General features: G+C 72.0%; 12 protein-coding genes, 1 pseudogene and 1 riboswitch. Of the genes and pseudogenes, 12 read left to right on the forward strand and 1 reads right to left on the reverse strand.

The annotated features are described in order from the left end of the window. Nucleotides 1-42: 42 nt before the first annotated feature. Nucleotides 43-270 (reverse strand): annotated as a pseudogene (locus ABZ953_RS21750) (ketosteroid isomerase); the annotation flags it as partial. Nucleotides 271-406: 136 nt separating this feature from the next. Between ABZ953_RS21750 and ABZ953_RS21755 the strand changes: the two are divergent. From ABZ953_RS21755 to ABZ953_RS21810, 12 genes are all read left to right on the forward strand, one after another. Further along, entirely contained in the window at nt 407-1114 is a 708-nt protein-coding gene (locus ABZ953_RS21755) for an MOSC N-terminal beta barrel domain-containing protein (protein WP_361726346.1), read from the forward strand. 101 nt (nt 1115-1215) lie between these two features. Then, on the forward strand, nt 1216-1893 hold the full coding sequence (locus ABZ953_RS21760; protein ID WP_361726514.1) for an HNH endonuclease family protein: 678 nt from the start codon (nt 1216-1218) through the stop codon (nt 1891-1893). 285 nt (nt 1894-2178) lie between these two features. Then, complete coding sequence (locus ABZ953_RS21765; protein WP_361726349.1) at nt 2179-2844, forward strand: SurA N-terminal domain-containing protein; 666 nt, start codon at nt 2179-2181, stop codon at nt 2842-2844. Between the two features lie 72 nt (nt 2845-2916). Then, complete coding sequence (locus tag ABZ953_RS21770; protein ID WP_361726352.1) at nt 2917-3924, forward strand: nucleoside triphosphate pyrophosphohydrolase; 1008 nt, start codon at nt 2917-2919, stop codon at nt 3922-3924. Nucleotides 3925-3967: 43 nt separating this feature from the next. Beyond that, a complete protein-coding gene (locus tag ABZ953_RS21775; protein WP_361726354.1) occupies nt 3968-5983 on the forward strand; it encodes a hypothetical protein in 2016 nt (671 codons plus the stop codon). Nucleotides 5984-6033: 50 nt separating this feature from the next. After that, a complete protein-coding gene (locus tag ABZ953_RS21780; RefSeq protein ID WP_361726356.1) occupies nt 6034-7437 on the forward strand; it encodes a cytochrome P450 in 1404 nt (467 codons plus the stop codon). A gap of 140 nt (nt 7438-7577) precedes the next feature. Next, nucleotides 7578-8621 carry a transglycosylase family protein gene (locus ABZ953_RS21785; protein WP_361726358.1) on the forward strand — a complete coding sequence of 348 codons (1044 nt, stop codon included), beginning with the start codon at nt 7578-7580 and terminating at the stop codon, nt 8619-8621. Nucleotides 8622-8815: 194 nt separating this feature from the next. Further along, nucleotides 8816-9017: riboswitch (cyclic di-AMP (ydaO/yuaA leader) on the forward strand. 3 nt (nt 9018-9020) lie between these two features. Further along, entirely contained in the window at nt 9021-9740 is a 720-nt protein-coding gene (locus tag ABZ953_RS21790; protein ID WP_361726360.1) for a transglycosylase family protein, read from the forward strand. A gap of 342 nt (nt 9741-10082) precedes the next feature. Next, a complete protein-coding gene (gene eno / locus ABZ953_RS21795; RefSeq protein WP_361726362.1) occupies nt 10083-11369 on the forward strand; it encodes a phosphopyruvate hydratase in 1287 nt (428 codons plus the stop codon). A 132-nt stretch (nt 11370-11501) separates the two neighbouring features. Continuing rightward, nucleotides 11502-11981 carry a septum formation initiator family protein gene (locus ABZ953_RS21800; protein ID WP_361726364.1) on the forward strand — a complete coding sequence of 160 codons (480 nt, stop codon included), beginning with the start codon at nt 11502-11504 and terminating at the stop codon, nt 11979-11981. Nucleotides 11982-12003: 22 nt separating this feature from the next. Continuing rightward, a complete protein-coding gene (locus tag ABZ953_RS21805) occupies nt 12004-12582 on the forward strand; it encodes a DUF501 domain-containing protein (RefSeq protein ID WP_361726366.1) in 579 nt (192 codons plus the stop codon). Continuing rightward, nucleotides 12579-13565, forward strand: coding sequence for a Ppx/GppA phosphatase family protein (locus ABZ953_RS21810; protein ID WP_361726368.1), 987 nt, complete (start codon nt 12579-12581; stop codon nt 13563-13565). The genes ABZ953_RS21805 and ABZ953_RS21810 overlap by 4 nt, the downstream gene beginning before the upstream one ends. The last annotated feature ends 1 nt before the right edge of the window (nt 13566 follow it).

A 13566-nucleotide genomic window follows, 5' to 3' on the forward strand; every position in this document is an offset into this window, starting at 1 on the left:
CAGCCGTCAGGTCGCGGGGGTGCACGCCGCCGCGACCGACAGGCCCGATACGTGGCCCGGCAGGACGGCGTCGGCGCCGTCGACCAGGAAGGCGTCGACGGCGGCGTGGGCTTCCTCGGGGATGGTGTGCTCCGCCATCTCCGCGGCCTGGGCGGCGCATTCGGCGCCGGTGGAACGGGGGCGTAGCCACGGGACGACGGGGTTCTCGGCGAGCAGCCAGTCGACGTCGTCGGCGAAGAGCTCCGTCATACGGGCGGTGTCCCCGGCCATCCGGGCGGCGAGGAATTCCTGTACGCGGGGGTAATCGCGGGGGGTGGTGGACCGGGGGCGGCCGGTCGCGTGGTCTGGATCAGTCGGCCGCTACCGTGGGGGCCGCCAGAGTTCGCCCAGGGGAGGGGAGAGCGCCGTGACGCTCAAGGTCGTGGGTCTGCGCCGGTTTCCGGTGAAGTCGATGCTGGGCGAGGAGCACGAACGGCTCGTCTTCGGCCCGCGCGGCGTCGTCGGCGACCGGGAGTGGGCCCTGCGCTACGCCGACGGCAAGCTCGGCAGCGGCAAGAACCACGCCCGCTTCCGCCGCACCCCCGGACTCCTCGAGCACTACGCCACGTACGACGAGGACGGGCAGCCCGTGATCACCGCGCCGGACGGCGCCACGCTGCGGCCCGGCGACCCGCGCATCCCCGAGCGCTTCGGCGAGGGCGTGGAGCTGGTCAGGGAGGGCGAGTCGAGCCACAAGGACGTCTCCGCCGTCTCCCTCATCGGCACCGCGTCGCTCCGCGCGCTCGGCGATCTGCTCGGCGACGCCGACCCCGTCGACGTACGACGGCTGCGCAAGAACATCGTCGTGGAGACCGACGAGCCCTGGATCGAGGAGGACTGGGTGGGTCGCGAGATCGTCATCGGCGGCGGCCGGGGCGGCGCGGAGCCCCTGCGGCTGCGTGCCGTTCAACGCGTCAAGCGCTGCGTCATGGTCACCCAGGCCCAGCCCGGCCTCCCCACGGACAACCGCGTCCTCAAGACGCTCACCGCCGCCCGCGGCATGTGCATCGGCATCCACACGGAGATGCTGGCGCCCGCGCCGATCGCCCTCGGCGACACGGTGGCAGTGCGGTGAACCGGCTGAACCGGCGGAACCGCCTGAACCGGCTGAATCGGCGGAACCGCCTGAACCGGCGTACCGTTTCCGCCCTGCTCGCCCTGGCCGCCGTCCCCGTACTGCTCACCGGCTGCGAGCTCGACTCCGACGACCCGGCGGGCAAGGAGGGCGCCGGCGGGACCGCGGCGGGCAAGGGCTCCGCGCTGGCCTCCGTCGACACGCTCACCGTCAAGGGCCGCGCCCCGAAGACCGGTTACGACCGCGGCAGGTTCGGCACGGCCTGGGCCGACACCGACTCCAACCGCTGCCCGACCCGGGACGACATCCTCAAGCGCGACCTGACGGACGTCCGGTACCAGGGCGGCGCGTGCCGGGTGGCGTCCGGGAGGCTCGCGCCCGACCCGTACACGGGCAAGGACGTGACGTTCCGCCGCGGCAGCAGCCAGGTCGACATCGACCACCTCGTGGCCCTCTCGGACGCCTGGCAGAAGGGTGCCTTCCGGTGGGAGCCGGGCAAGCGCATCGCCTTCGCCAACGACCCGCTCAACCTCCTCGCCGTCGACGCGGGCACCAACCGCGGCAAGAGCGACGGCGACACGGCGACGTGGCTCCCGCCGAACAAGGCGTACCGGTGCACGTACGTGGCGGGCCAGGTGGCGGTGAAGAAGAAGTACGGGGTGTGGGTGACCGGCGCGGAACGCGACGCGATGAAGAAGGTCCTGACCGCCTGCCCCGACGAACCCCTCCCCTCAGGCCCGGCCCCCACCCAGGCCCCACCCCGCTTCCACGCCCGCTGACGAGGCCCGAAGGGCCCTCCCCAGGGGCGCGGGGAACTGCGCGCCCAGCCCCCACGGCCCCGCAGAAAAGAAAGACACCGCCCACCCCGCGGGACGCGTACCGTGCGGCACAAGGCGTGAGGGATGGCCCGACCTGAGGAGCGCCCCAACCTGATGGGTGCCCCAACTCCCGGGAAATCGTTGGTCGAATAGGTGTCGAATGGCTGGCCGACAGGACGGCCACTGCCTACCATCGATCACCGCAAGACTTTGTGCACCGCCGCACAATCTCCTCGGGAGGCTTCCTTGCACCGCCGTCGTCGCACCACGCTCACCCTCACCGCGGCCGTGATCGCCGCGGCCCCCCTCCTGACCGCCTGCGGCAGCAAGGCCCACCCAGGCGCCGCGGCCGTCGTCGGCGGTGACCGCATCACGGTCGCGCAGCTGGAGGGCCGGGTGAACGAGGTGCGCGAGGCGCAGCGTGCCGCCGTCCCCGACGACGCGCAGTACTCGCAGGCCATCGCCAAGTCCGGCGGCCTCACCCGCAGCACGCTGCACACGATGGTCCTGGACAAGGTCCTGCACCGCGCGGCCACCGACGCCGGGGTGAGCGTCACGCGCCGCGACATCCAGACGATGCGGACCGGCCTCGAACAGCAGGCCGGCGGCCGCAAGGCCCTGGAGCAGGGCTGGCTGCAGCAGTACAGCGTCGCCCCGGACCGCCTCGACGACAGCCTGCGCACGGAGATCGAGGCGCAGAAGCTCGCGGGCAAGCTGGGCGCGGACATGAACTCCCCGCAGGGCCAGGCCGTCTTCTGGAAGGCCCTCTCCGGCGCCTCGAAGAAGCTCGACATCGACCTGAACCCGCGCTACGGCACCTGGGACGTCGACAAGAACAAGCGCACGGACACGAAGACGCCGTGGCTGCGCGAGGTCTCCGGGGGCGGGGCCGCGCAGGAGCAGCGGGCGTAGCGGAGGGCAGAGGGTAAGGGCGTACGGCGGAGGGGCCGGGGCGCTGTCGGCGGCCTGGGTTACGTTCGACAGGTGAACCAGACCGATACCGACACCACGCCCCCGGCCGCCGCCCCCGTCGGCCGCGTCATCCTGCTGACCACCAGCCACCGCGTCGCGCCCGGCCTGCTGTCCTGGCCCGCCTGGCAGGCGCTGCACGGGGCCGACGAGGTGCTGTGCGCCGACGCGGACCACCCCCAGCTGCCGTATCTGCGCGAGGCGGGCGTGCGCGTGGCGCGGACGGCGCCCACCGCGCAGGAGCTGGTGGACGCCTGCGCGGGCGGCCGCACGGTCCTGGTCGTCGTCGGCGCCGAGGGCGACCGCGCCCTCACCGACGGCCTGGCCGGGCTCGCGGGCTCGGGCCGGGTCGCCATGCCGGACCTGGAGCTCCTGCCCGCCTCGTACGACCTGCCGGGCGCCCGCCTGCTCGACCTGGTCCAGGTGATGGACCGCATCCGCGTCGAGTGCCCCTGGTCCTCGCAGCAGACGCACAAGAGCCTCGCGAAGTACGGGATCGAGGAGGCGTACGAGCTGGTCGAGGCGATCGAGGAGGGCGAAAGGGACGAGCTGCGCGAGGAGCTCGGCGACGTCCTGCTCCAGGTCGTCTTCCACGCGCGGATCGCCGAGGAGGGCGGCCCGGACGAGGAGGACGAGCCCTTCTCCGTCGACGACGTCGCGGGCGGCATCGTCGAGAAGCTCATCCACCGCCATCCGCACGTCTTCGGCGACGACACGGCGCGGACCCCGGAGGACGTCAAGGCGCACTGGCTGCGCACGAAGGCGGAGGAGAAGCAGCGCACCTCGGTCACCGAGGGCATCCCGCTCGGCCAGCCGGGCCTTGCCCTGGCCGCGAAGCTGGCATCGCGCGTGCGCACGGCGGGACTTGAGGTGGACGTGCCCGCCGGGGACGGCGTCGGCTACGAACTGCTCGCCCTGGCCCTGCGGGCCGAGTCCGACGGCATCGACCCGGAGGCGGCCCTCCGCGCGGCCGCACGGGCCTACCGGGACGCGGTGCGGGCGGCGGAGGGGGCGGGGGCTTAGTACGGTTGCCCCCTCGGGTGGTTCGACGGGCGTGGGGGCTTGTGTGGCAACGGACTTGGAGGTGCTGGCCGTCGAGGCGGCCGAGGTCCTCGTGGCGGCGATGTCGGGGGACGTCCGCCGCTGGCGGAGGGCTCGGCAAGGGTTTCTGCCCTTCTTCCGGGACTCGCGCCGTGTGGAGGTCGACACCGACCTCGACAACGACAGGACACGCGCGACGCGTCCGGGCGCCGACCAGACGAGACTGCGGGCGATCTGGACGGGGGCGCTGTACGAGTGCCTCCGTACCGGTGGGCAGCTGCGGGAGGGCCGTCTCCGTCTCGTCCTGGCCGACCTGGCTCACGACCCCGGCGCGGTCGACATCACCCAGCACTTCGCGATCGACTACACGCCCCCCGCCTGGTACACCGCCCAGCAGACCGAGACCGAGACCGAGACCGAGACCGAGACCGAGACCGAGACCGAGGCTGCGGCTGCGGTCAAGAAGGACGCCGACGCCCCGCCCGCCGCACACAACACCGTCACCGGCGGCACCCAGAGCGCCGTCGTCCAGGCCCATTCCATCCACTCCCTCACCGTCAACACCCCGCCCGCCCCGCTCGTACCCCCGCACACCGCCCCCGCCGACCACTGGCCCCGCGTCGACCAGCTGCGCCGCCTGGGCCTCGGCGTGCGCCCCACCCGCCGCTTCGCCAGTGCCAAAGCCCTGCCCCCCTACGTCATCAGGGACTGCGACGACGAGCTGTCCGTCCTCCTGCGGCAGGCCGCGCACCACGGCGGACTCGTCATCGTCACGGGCCCGCCCCTCTCCGGAAAGACCTCCACGGCGTGGGCGGCCCTGCGGGCGAGCGTCGCGGCGGACTCCCGGGTCTTCGTCGCGGGCGGCGGAACGAACCTGCGCGACCTGCCCGACCAGCTCCGGGACCGCGACACCACGGGCACCCACGTCGTGTGGCTCGACGACCTCGACAGCCACCTCGCGGAGCCCGGCACCCCCGGCGTCCTCGCCCGGCTCACCCACGACCGCGTCCTGGTCCTCGCGACGATGCGCGACGAGGCGTACGACAGACATCGCTTCGGACAACACCCGGGCGCCCGCGTGCTGAGCGTCGCGCAGACCGCCGAGGTCGCCGCCGAGTGGAGCGAGACGGAGCTTGCGCGGCTCGCGACGGTCGACGACCCGCGCTTCACGGACGCCCTCCGGTGGCGCGGAGACCTGTCCATCACGGAGTTCCTCGCACTCGGCCCCGACCTGTGGGAGGAGTGGCGCAGGGCGCGGCTCGCGGGCGGGCGGCTGCGCGGACACCTCCTGGTGCGCGCGGCGATCGACCTCGCGCGGTGCGGGCTCACCCGTGGCAGCACGCCGAAGCTGCTGCGCCAGGTCTGCCAGGAGTACGAGCCGACGGCGGCCGACCCGGACGATGAGACCTTTGAGGAGGCGCTCGCCTGGGCCACCGCGCCCCGGCACGGTGTGACCGGCCTGCTCGTACCGGGGGAGTGGCCCGGCACCTGGCGGGCGTACGGCTCGCTGGTCGCGGACGCGGACCGCACGGGCCCGATGGTGCCGGATCGCGTGTGGATCCGCGCGATCGAGGACCTGGCCGCACACGACCGGGACGAGTCGAACGCCCTGGTGGCGACCTTTCGGCTGGCCTTCACGCCCCGCGCCGCGGGCGGGGACGCACAGGCCATGATGTGGCTCGGCCTGCTTGCCGAGGACGAGGGGGACACGGAGGCCGCCGAGGACTGGTTCCGCGGGGCCGCGGACCGGGGGAACGCCCGCGCCGCGGGCCGCCTCGGCCACCTCCTCGCCGTCCGCGTCGCGTACACGGAAGCGGTCCCCCACCTGACGGTCGCCGCCGACGCGGGCGTGGCCGGGGCGGCCGCCCTGCTCGGCCAGGTGCACCAGCACCTCGCCGTCCGCTACTTCCGCGTCGCCGAGGCCGAGGGCGACGCCTCCGCCACCCGGCGCCTCAAGGGCCTGCTGCGCCCGACCGGCAAGGAACTCGGCCTGGACCCGATCCTGGGCCCCGGCCTGGACGCGGGCATGGACCCCGGCTAGGACCTGTACGCGACGTCCCGCCCGCCCCGGCGAGGGATACCGTCGACCGCATGCAAGACCAGCCGCCCGCGACCTGCCCCGCAGGAGCCGCATCCGCAGGAGCCACCCCCGCCCCCGGGACGCCCCCGCCCCCGCCCCCGCAGCCCGAACTCTTCACCTGGGAGTTCGCCACCGACCCCTACCCGGCGTACGCCTGGCTGCGCGAGAACTCCCCCGTGCACCGCACCACGCTCCCCAGCGGTGTGGAGGCCTGGCTGGTCACCCGGTACGCGGACGCGCGCCAAGCCCTCGCGGACCAGCGGCTCAGCAAGAACCCGGCCCACCACTCCGAGCCCGCCCACGCCAAGGGCAAGACCGGCATCCCCGGCGAGCGCAAGGCCGAGCTGATGACGCATCTGCTCAACATCGACCCGCCGGACCACACCCGCCTGCGCCGACTCGTCGCGAAGGCGTTCACGCCGAGCCGCGTGGCCGAATTCGCGCCGCGCGTGCAGGAGCTGACGGACCAGCTCATCGACACGCTCATCAACAAGCACGGCGATGACGAGAACGGCGACCACGAGAACGGCGACCACGAGAACGGCGACGGCAAGCACGGCGGAGACGTGGGGACCGCCGACCTCATCCACGAGTTCGCCTTCCCCCTCCCCATCTACGCCATCTGCGACCTGCTCGGCGTCCCCCGCGAGGACCAGGACGACTTTCGCGACTGGGCGGGCATGATGATCCGCCACGGCGGCGGGCCCAGGGGCGGTGTGGCGCGGTCGGTGAAGAAGATGCGCGGCTACCTCGCCGAGCTCATCCACAGGAAACGCCTCGAACCGGGCGACGACCTCATCTCCGGCCTCATCAAGGCCTCCGACCACGGCGAGCACCTCACCGAGAACGAGGCCGCCGCCATGGCCTTCATCCTTCTCTTCGCCGGTTTCGAGACCACCGTCAACCTCATCGGCAACGGCCTGTACGCGCTGCTCACCCACCCCGAGCAGCGCGAACGGCTGCAGCGGGCGCTGGCGGCGGGCGACACCGAACTCCTGGAGACCGGCGTCGAGGAACTCCTCCGATTCGACGGGCCCGTCGAGCTCGCCACCTGGCGGTTCGCGACGGAGGACCTGAGCGTCGGCGGGCAGGACATCGCGACCGGCGATCCCGTTCTCGTCGTGCTCGCCGCCGCCGACCGCGACCCGGCCCGCTTCGACCGGCCCGACACCCTCGACCTTTCCCGAAGCGACAACCAGCACCTCGGATACGGGCACGGAATCCACTACTGCCTCGGTGCTCCGCTCGCCCGTCTGGAGGGCCGGACCGCCCTCGCGACGCTGCTCAGGCGCCTCCCCGACCTGCAACTGGCGGCGGATCCTGCCGATTTGCGGTGGCGTGGCGGGCTGATCATGCGGGGACTGCGCACGCTGCCCGTGGAGTTCACAAACGCACAGCAGTCGACCGAAGGCTGACGGCCCGTCACGACTGTGATGTTCACGTGATCTCCGCTGCATCGACTTGTGACAAGCGTTCGACTGCGGCTACGTTCACGACGACTTGGGCGCCCCCCGGGCGCCCAAGCCGTCGTCGCAGTCTCCCGAAAGGCAACCGCATGCTCTCCGGTCAAGGTCGTCACCGACGCCCCCGCCAGGCCCCGGCTCTCATCGTCGCGGCAGGCGTCACCGGATCAGCCATCGCCATCCCGCTGCTCGCCGCCACCAGCGCGAGCGCCGCCACCACCGACACGTGGGACAAGCTCGCCCAGTGCGAGAGCGGCGGCGCGTGGAGCGCCAACCCCGGCAACGGGTACTACGGAGGGCTCCAGCTCTCCCAGGACACCTGGGAGAGCCACGGCGGCCTCGACTACGCGCCCAGCGCCGACCAGGCCTCCAAGTCCCAGCAGATATCCGTCGCCGAGAAGGTCCTCGGTGACCGGGGCACCGCCGCCTGGCCGAGCTGCGCCCCGATCGCCGGGCTCACCGACGGCGGCGCCGCGGCCGACGTGGACCCGGGCGCGCCCGTCACGGGGGAGCCGTCCGACCCCTCGGACTCGACCGGCACCGACGAGCCCGAGGGCTCCAAGGACAAGGACAAGGGCAAGGAGAAGGGGAGTGAGAAGGGCGAGCCATCCGCCGACCCCTCCGACTCTGCCGATCCCTCCGCCGATCCCTCTGACGACCCGTCCGCCGACCCGGAAAAGCCCTCCGGCGACGCAAGCGACGCACGAGACAAGAATCACGACGAGTCCGGCGAGTCCGGCGAAAAGGGCGGCAAGGGCGAGGCCGGCGACGCCGACGGCAAGGGCGGCTCCGGCAAGTCCGGGGAGGAGGGCAGCACTTCGCCCGACCCCGAGGACGCCACCGCCTCCTCCGAGGGCTCTGACGCCTCCGCAGGGCGCCACCGCGGTGACAGCGCGGACGAGAGCGAGAGCGCGGGCGGCCGTCCCGGACGCCACGCGTCGCGCGGCGAGGCCCGCACCGGCGCGGTCGCCGACGGGACGTACACGGTGCGCTCCGGGGACAACCTCTCGGTCATCGCGGACGACCTCGACGTCGAGGGCGGCTGGCACGAGCTCTACACCGAGAACAAGAAGACCGTCGGCGGCGACCCGGACCTCATTCTCCCCGGTCAGAGCCTCGATCTGGGCGAAAAGTAACGGAAGTTGACGAAGAGTCGGCTGGGGCCTTCGCGGTGTATGTCTGGTTTGGCGCAAGTGAGACATGGGTCTCAGAAGCCCTGATCGTCTTTGAAATTGTGTGGAAGACGTGATTACCGTCGTCACCGCTCGCCACTGGTGGGCCCCGCCGGTCGGTACGCCGAATCCTGCCAACGGCCGGACGGGAACAGTCGTCGCTTCGAGCGCCGTAGGCAGGAGCGGGGGACCCAAGGTAAGTGCCGGGTCCGTCCGTTGAGCGGCCACCAGCCGAGAGGCCGGTGGGCCGGGAGACGGACGGGAACGGCTAGGGGTGAAGTCGCACTCGAGAAGTGCGACCGGGCAACCACATCGGCCCGAACCCGACAGCTCACCTCGCAGGCGTCGGTGAGGGGATCACTCATGCTGTTTTCCAGCAAGGGCAAGCACCGCCGTCCGTCCAAGGCCACTCGGGTCGCCACGCTCGCGGGCGTCACCGGTGTCGCGGTCGCTGCCCCGCTGATGGCCGCCGGTTCGGCCTCCGCCGCCACCGACTCCGAGTGGGACGCCGTCGCCCAGTGCGAGGCCGGCGGCAACTGGTCCATCAACACCGGCAACGGCTACCAGGGCGGCCTGCAGTTCTCGCCGTCCACCTGGTCCGCGTACGGCGGCACGAAGTACGCGCCGTCCGCCGACAAGGCCTCCAAGGCCCAGCAGATCGAGATCGGCGAGAAGGTCCTCGCGGGTCAGGGCAAGGGTGCCTGGCCGAGCTGTGGCGTCGGCCTCTCGGGCGCGTCGAACAACAGCGGTGGCGGCTCGCAGGAGCAGGCCCCGCAGCAGCAGGAGTCCAAGCCGCAGCCGCAGCAGACGCAGCAGCAGGCCGCTCCGGAGCAGCCGAAGCAGGCCGCGCCGAAGCCGCAGCCCGCGCCGCAGACCGAGAGCAAGAAGACCGTCGAGACCCCGACCGGCAAGACGGTCAAGAAGGGCGACGGCGAGTACAAGGTCAAGACGGGCGACACCCTGTCCAAGATCGCCGACGCCAAGCACGTCAAGGGCGGCTGGCACAAGGTCTACAAGCTCAACGGCGACATCATCGACAACGCCGACATGATCTACCCGGGCCAGCAGCTGCACCTGAGCTAAAGCTCCCGGTTCCACCCGGCCGTGCCTCGGCGGACGCACGGCCGCCCCCGTCCCCACGGGCTCCCCGCCCCGGTGCGCGTATCCCCCGTACGCACCGGGGCGGGGCCATGTCCGCCGCCGGAATCCCGCAGTCCCGTTCGGGCCTGGCCGCCCGGCTTGTTCGCTACTAGCGAGTAGAAAAGCGGTCCATCGTCCTGTTTCCAGGGGATTTGGCCTCTTGTTCGTCCCACGGGACGGGCGGTCGGCTGGCTGAAGCCCCGGAGCCCGTTAGGCTCAGGAGACGCAGGCCGAAACGGTCTGCGTAATTGCGTATACGCGTCACACTCCCAGAAGGAGATGCTCGTGCCGTCCATCGACGTCGTCGTAGCCCGGGAAATCCTGGACTCCCGAGGCAACCCCACGGTCGAGGTCGAGGTCGGCCTCGACGACGGCAGCACCGGTCGTGCCGCCGTTCCGTCCGGTGCCTCCACCGGTGCCTTCGAGGCCATCGAACTCCGTGACGGTGACCCCAACCGTTACCAGGGCAAGGGTGTCGAGAAGGCCGTCCTCGCCGTCATCGAGCAGATCGGCCCGGAGCTCGTCGGCTACGACGCCACCGAGCAGCGCCTGATCGACCAGGCCATGTTCGACCTGGACGCCACCGACAACAAGGCCTCGCTCGGCGCCAACGCCATCCTCGGCGTCTCGCTCGCCGTCGCGCACGCCGCCTCCGAGGCCAGCGACCTGCCGCTGTTCCGCTACCTCGGCGGTCCGAACGCGCACCTGCTGCCCGTCCCGATGATGAACATCCTGAACGGCGGGTCGCACGCCGACTCGAACGTCGACATCCAGGAATTCATGATCGCCCCGATCGGCGCGGAGTCCTTCTCCGAGGCCCTGCGCTGGGGCACCGAGGTCTACCACACCCTCAAGAAGGTGCTGAAGGAGAAGGGCCTCTCCACCGGCCTCGGCGACGAGGGCGGCTTCGCCCCGAACCTGGACTCCAACCGTGCCGCGCTCGACCTCATCCTCGAGGCCATCAAGCAGGCCGGTTACGTCCCCGGTGAGCAGATCGCGCTCGCCCTCGACGTCGCCGCGTCCGAGTTCTACAAGGACGGCTCCTACGAGTTCGAGGGCAAGTCCCGCTCGGCCGCCGAGATGACCGAGTACTACGGCGAGCTCGTCGCCTCGTACCCGCTGGTCTCCATCGAGGACCCGCTGTTCGAGGACGACTGGGCCGGCTGGAACACCATCACCGAGCAGCTCGGCGACAAGGTGCAGCTCGTCGGTGACGACCTGTTCGTCACCAACCCCGAGCGCCTGGCCCGCGGCATCGAGGAGAACTCGGCCAACGCCCTGCTCGTCAAGGTCAACCAGATCGGTTCGCTGACCGAGACCCTGGACGCCGTCGAGATGGCCCAGCGCAGCGGCTTCAAGTGCATGATGTCGCACCGCTCCGGCGAGACCGAGGACGTCACCATCGCCGACCTGGCCGTCGCCACCAACTGCGGCCAGATCAAGACCGGTGCCCCGGCCCGCTCCGAGCGCGTCGCCAAGTACAACCAGCTGCTTCGCATCGAGGAGATCCTCGACGACGCCGCGGTCTACGCGGGACGCAGCGCCTTCCCGCGCTTCCGCTCCGCCGAGTAGCACGCAGCAGCGGGCAGCGGCAAACAGCAGCGGCCAGCAGCAGCCACGTAGTTACGTACGTCCCCGCACCCGGTCCCGTACCGTGTGCGGGGACGTACGTACGTGTAGGCGCTGCTCTGGGGAGACCGCACCATGGCCAAGGCCGGGACCAAGGACCGGTTCTCCACCGCGACCCGGCTGCGGTTGCTCGGCGAGCAGACCGCCGAGCGCGTCTACCGCTCCCAGACCAAGCGCCAGGCCCGCCGCTCCCGGCTCACCGGCCGCGCCGCCCTCCTCGCGCTCGTGCTCTGCTCGCTGGTCGTCGCGCTCGCGTACCCGATGCGGCAGTACGTCTCCCAGCGCGCCGAGATCGACGACCTGCGCAGGCAGCAGGCCGAGCAGCAGGCGGACGTCGAGAAGCTGCGCGACGAGAAGGCCCGCTGGCAGGACGACGCGTTCGCGGAGCAGCGCGTCCGGGACCGCCTGCACTACGTGATGCCCGGCGAGACCGGCTTCACGGTGATCGACCCCGCGGCGGCCAAGAGCCGGCGCACGGACCGGGGGGCGGCCTCGCGCCCCTGGTACTCGAACGTCTGGGACGGCGTCGACAAGGCCGACCGCTCCGACGACTGACCCACTGACACGAAAGACAGGCATGGAAACGCCCCCGCCGAGCACCCAGCGCACCGAGCCGACCGACGCCGACGTCGAGGCCTTCAAGCAGCAGCTCGGCCGCCCGCCGCGCGGCCTGCGGGCCATCGCGCACCGCTGCCCCTGCGGACAGCCGGACGTCGTCGAGACGGCGCCGCGCCTCCCGGACGGCACGCCGTTCCCGACGACGTACTACCTGACGTGCCCGCGGGCCGCGTCCGCGATCGGCACGCTGGAAGCCAACGGCGTCATGAAGGAGATGTCGGAGCGGCTCACGACGGACGAGGAACTGGCGAAGCAGTACCGTGCCGCGCACGAGGACTACATCGCCCGCCGCGACGCCATCGAGGTCCTCGAAGGCTTCCCGAGCGCGGGCGGCATGCCGGACCGCGTGAAGTGCCTGCACGTCCTGGTCGGCCACTCCCTGGCCGCGGGCCCCGGCGTGAACCCGCTGGGCGACGAGGCCATCGCGATGCTTCCCGAGTGGTGGGCCAAGGGCCCCTGCGTCACGCCGTGCGCCACCGAGGGCGCCGGGACCGAGGGCGCCGGGACCGAGGGCGCCGGGACCGGGGGCGCCGAGTGACCCGCGTCGCCGCCATCGACTGCGGCACCAACTCGATCCGCCTGCTCGTCGCGGACGCCGACCCCGGCACGGGCGAACTGGTCGACCTGGACCGCCGGATGACGATCGTCCGGCTCGGCCAGGGCGTCGACCGGACGGGCCGCCTCGCCCCCGACGCCCTTGAGCGCACCTTCGCGGCCTGCCGCGAGTACGCCGCCGTCATCAAGGAGCACGGCGCCGAGCGCGTCCGCTTCGTCGCCACCTCCGCGTCCCGCGACGCGGAGAACCGCGACGAGTTCGTCCGCGGCGTCCTGGACATCCTCGGCGTCGAGCCGGAGGTCATCAGCGGCGACCAGGAGGCGGAGTTCTCCTTCACCGGCGCGACCAAGGAGCTGACGGGGCGGGACGACCTGGCCACGCCCTACCTGGTCGTGGACATCGGCGGCGGCTCCACCGAGTTCGTGGTCGGCACCGACCGGGTGCAGGCGGCCCGCTCGGTCGACGTCGGCTGCGTCCGCATGACCGAACGCCATCTCGTACGGGACGGAGTCGTCACCGATCCGCCCGCGCCGGAGCAGCTCGACGCGATCCGCGCCGACATCGAGGCGGCGCTCGACCTCGCCGAGCGGACGGTCCCCCTCAAGGAGGCGCGCACGCTCGTGGGCCTGGCGGGTTCGGTGACCACGGTCGCCGCGATCGCGCTCGGCCTCGACGCGTACGACTGGCGGGCGATCCACCACTCCCGTATCCCGTACGACCAGGTCAGCGACATCGTGCGGCGGCTGACGCACGCCACGCACGACGAGCGCGCCGCGATCCCGGTGATGCACGCGGGCCGCGTCGACGTCATCGCGGCGGGCGCCCTCGTACTGCTCGCGATCATGGACAGGGTGGGTGCCCGCGAGGTCGTCGTGAGCGAACACGACATCCTCGACGGCATCGCGTACAAGGTGGCGCAGGAGGTCGAGGAGCAGCAGAAGGACGCTCCCGACCTGGAGGCGTAGC

Source organism: Streptomyces sp. NPDC046465, from assembly GCF_040646035.1.
In the GTDB taxonomy this organism is placed as follows: Bacteria; Actinomycetota; Actinomycetes; order Streptomycetales; family Streptomycetaceae; genus Streptomyces.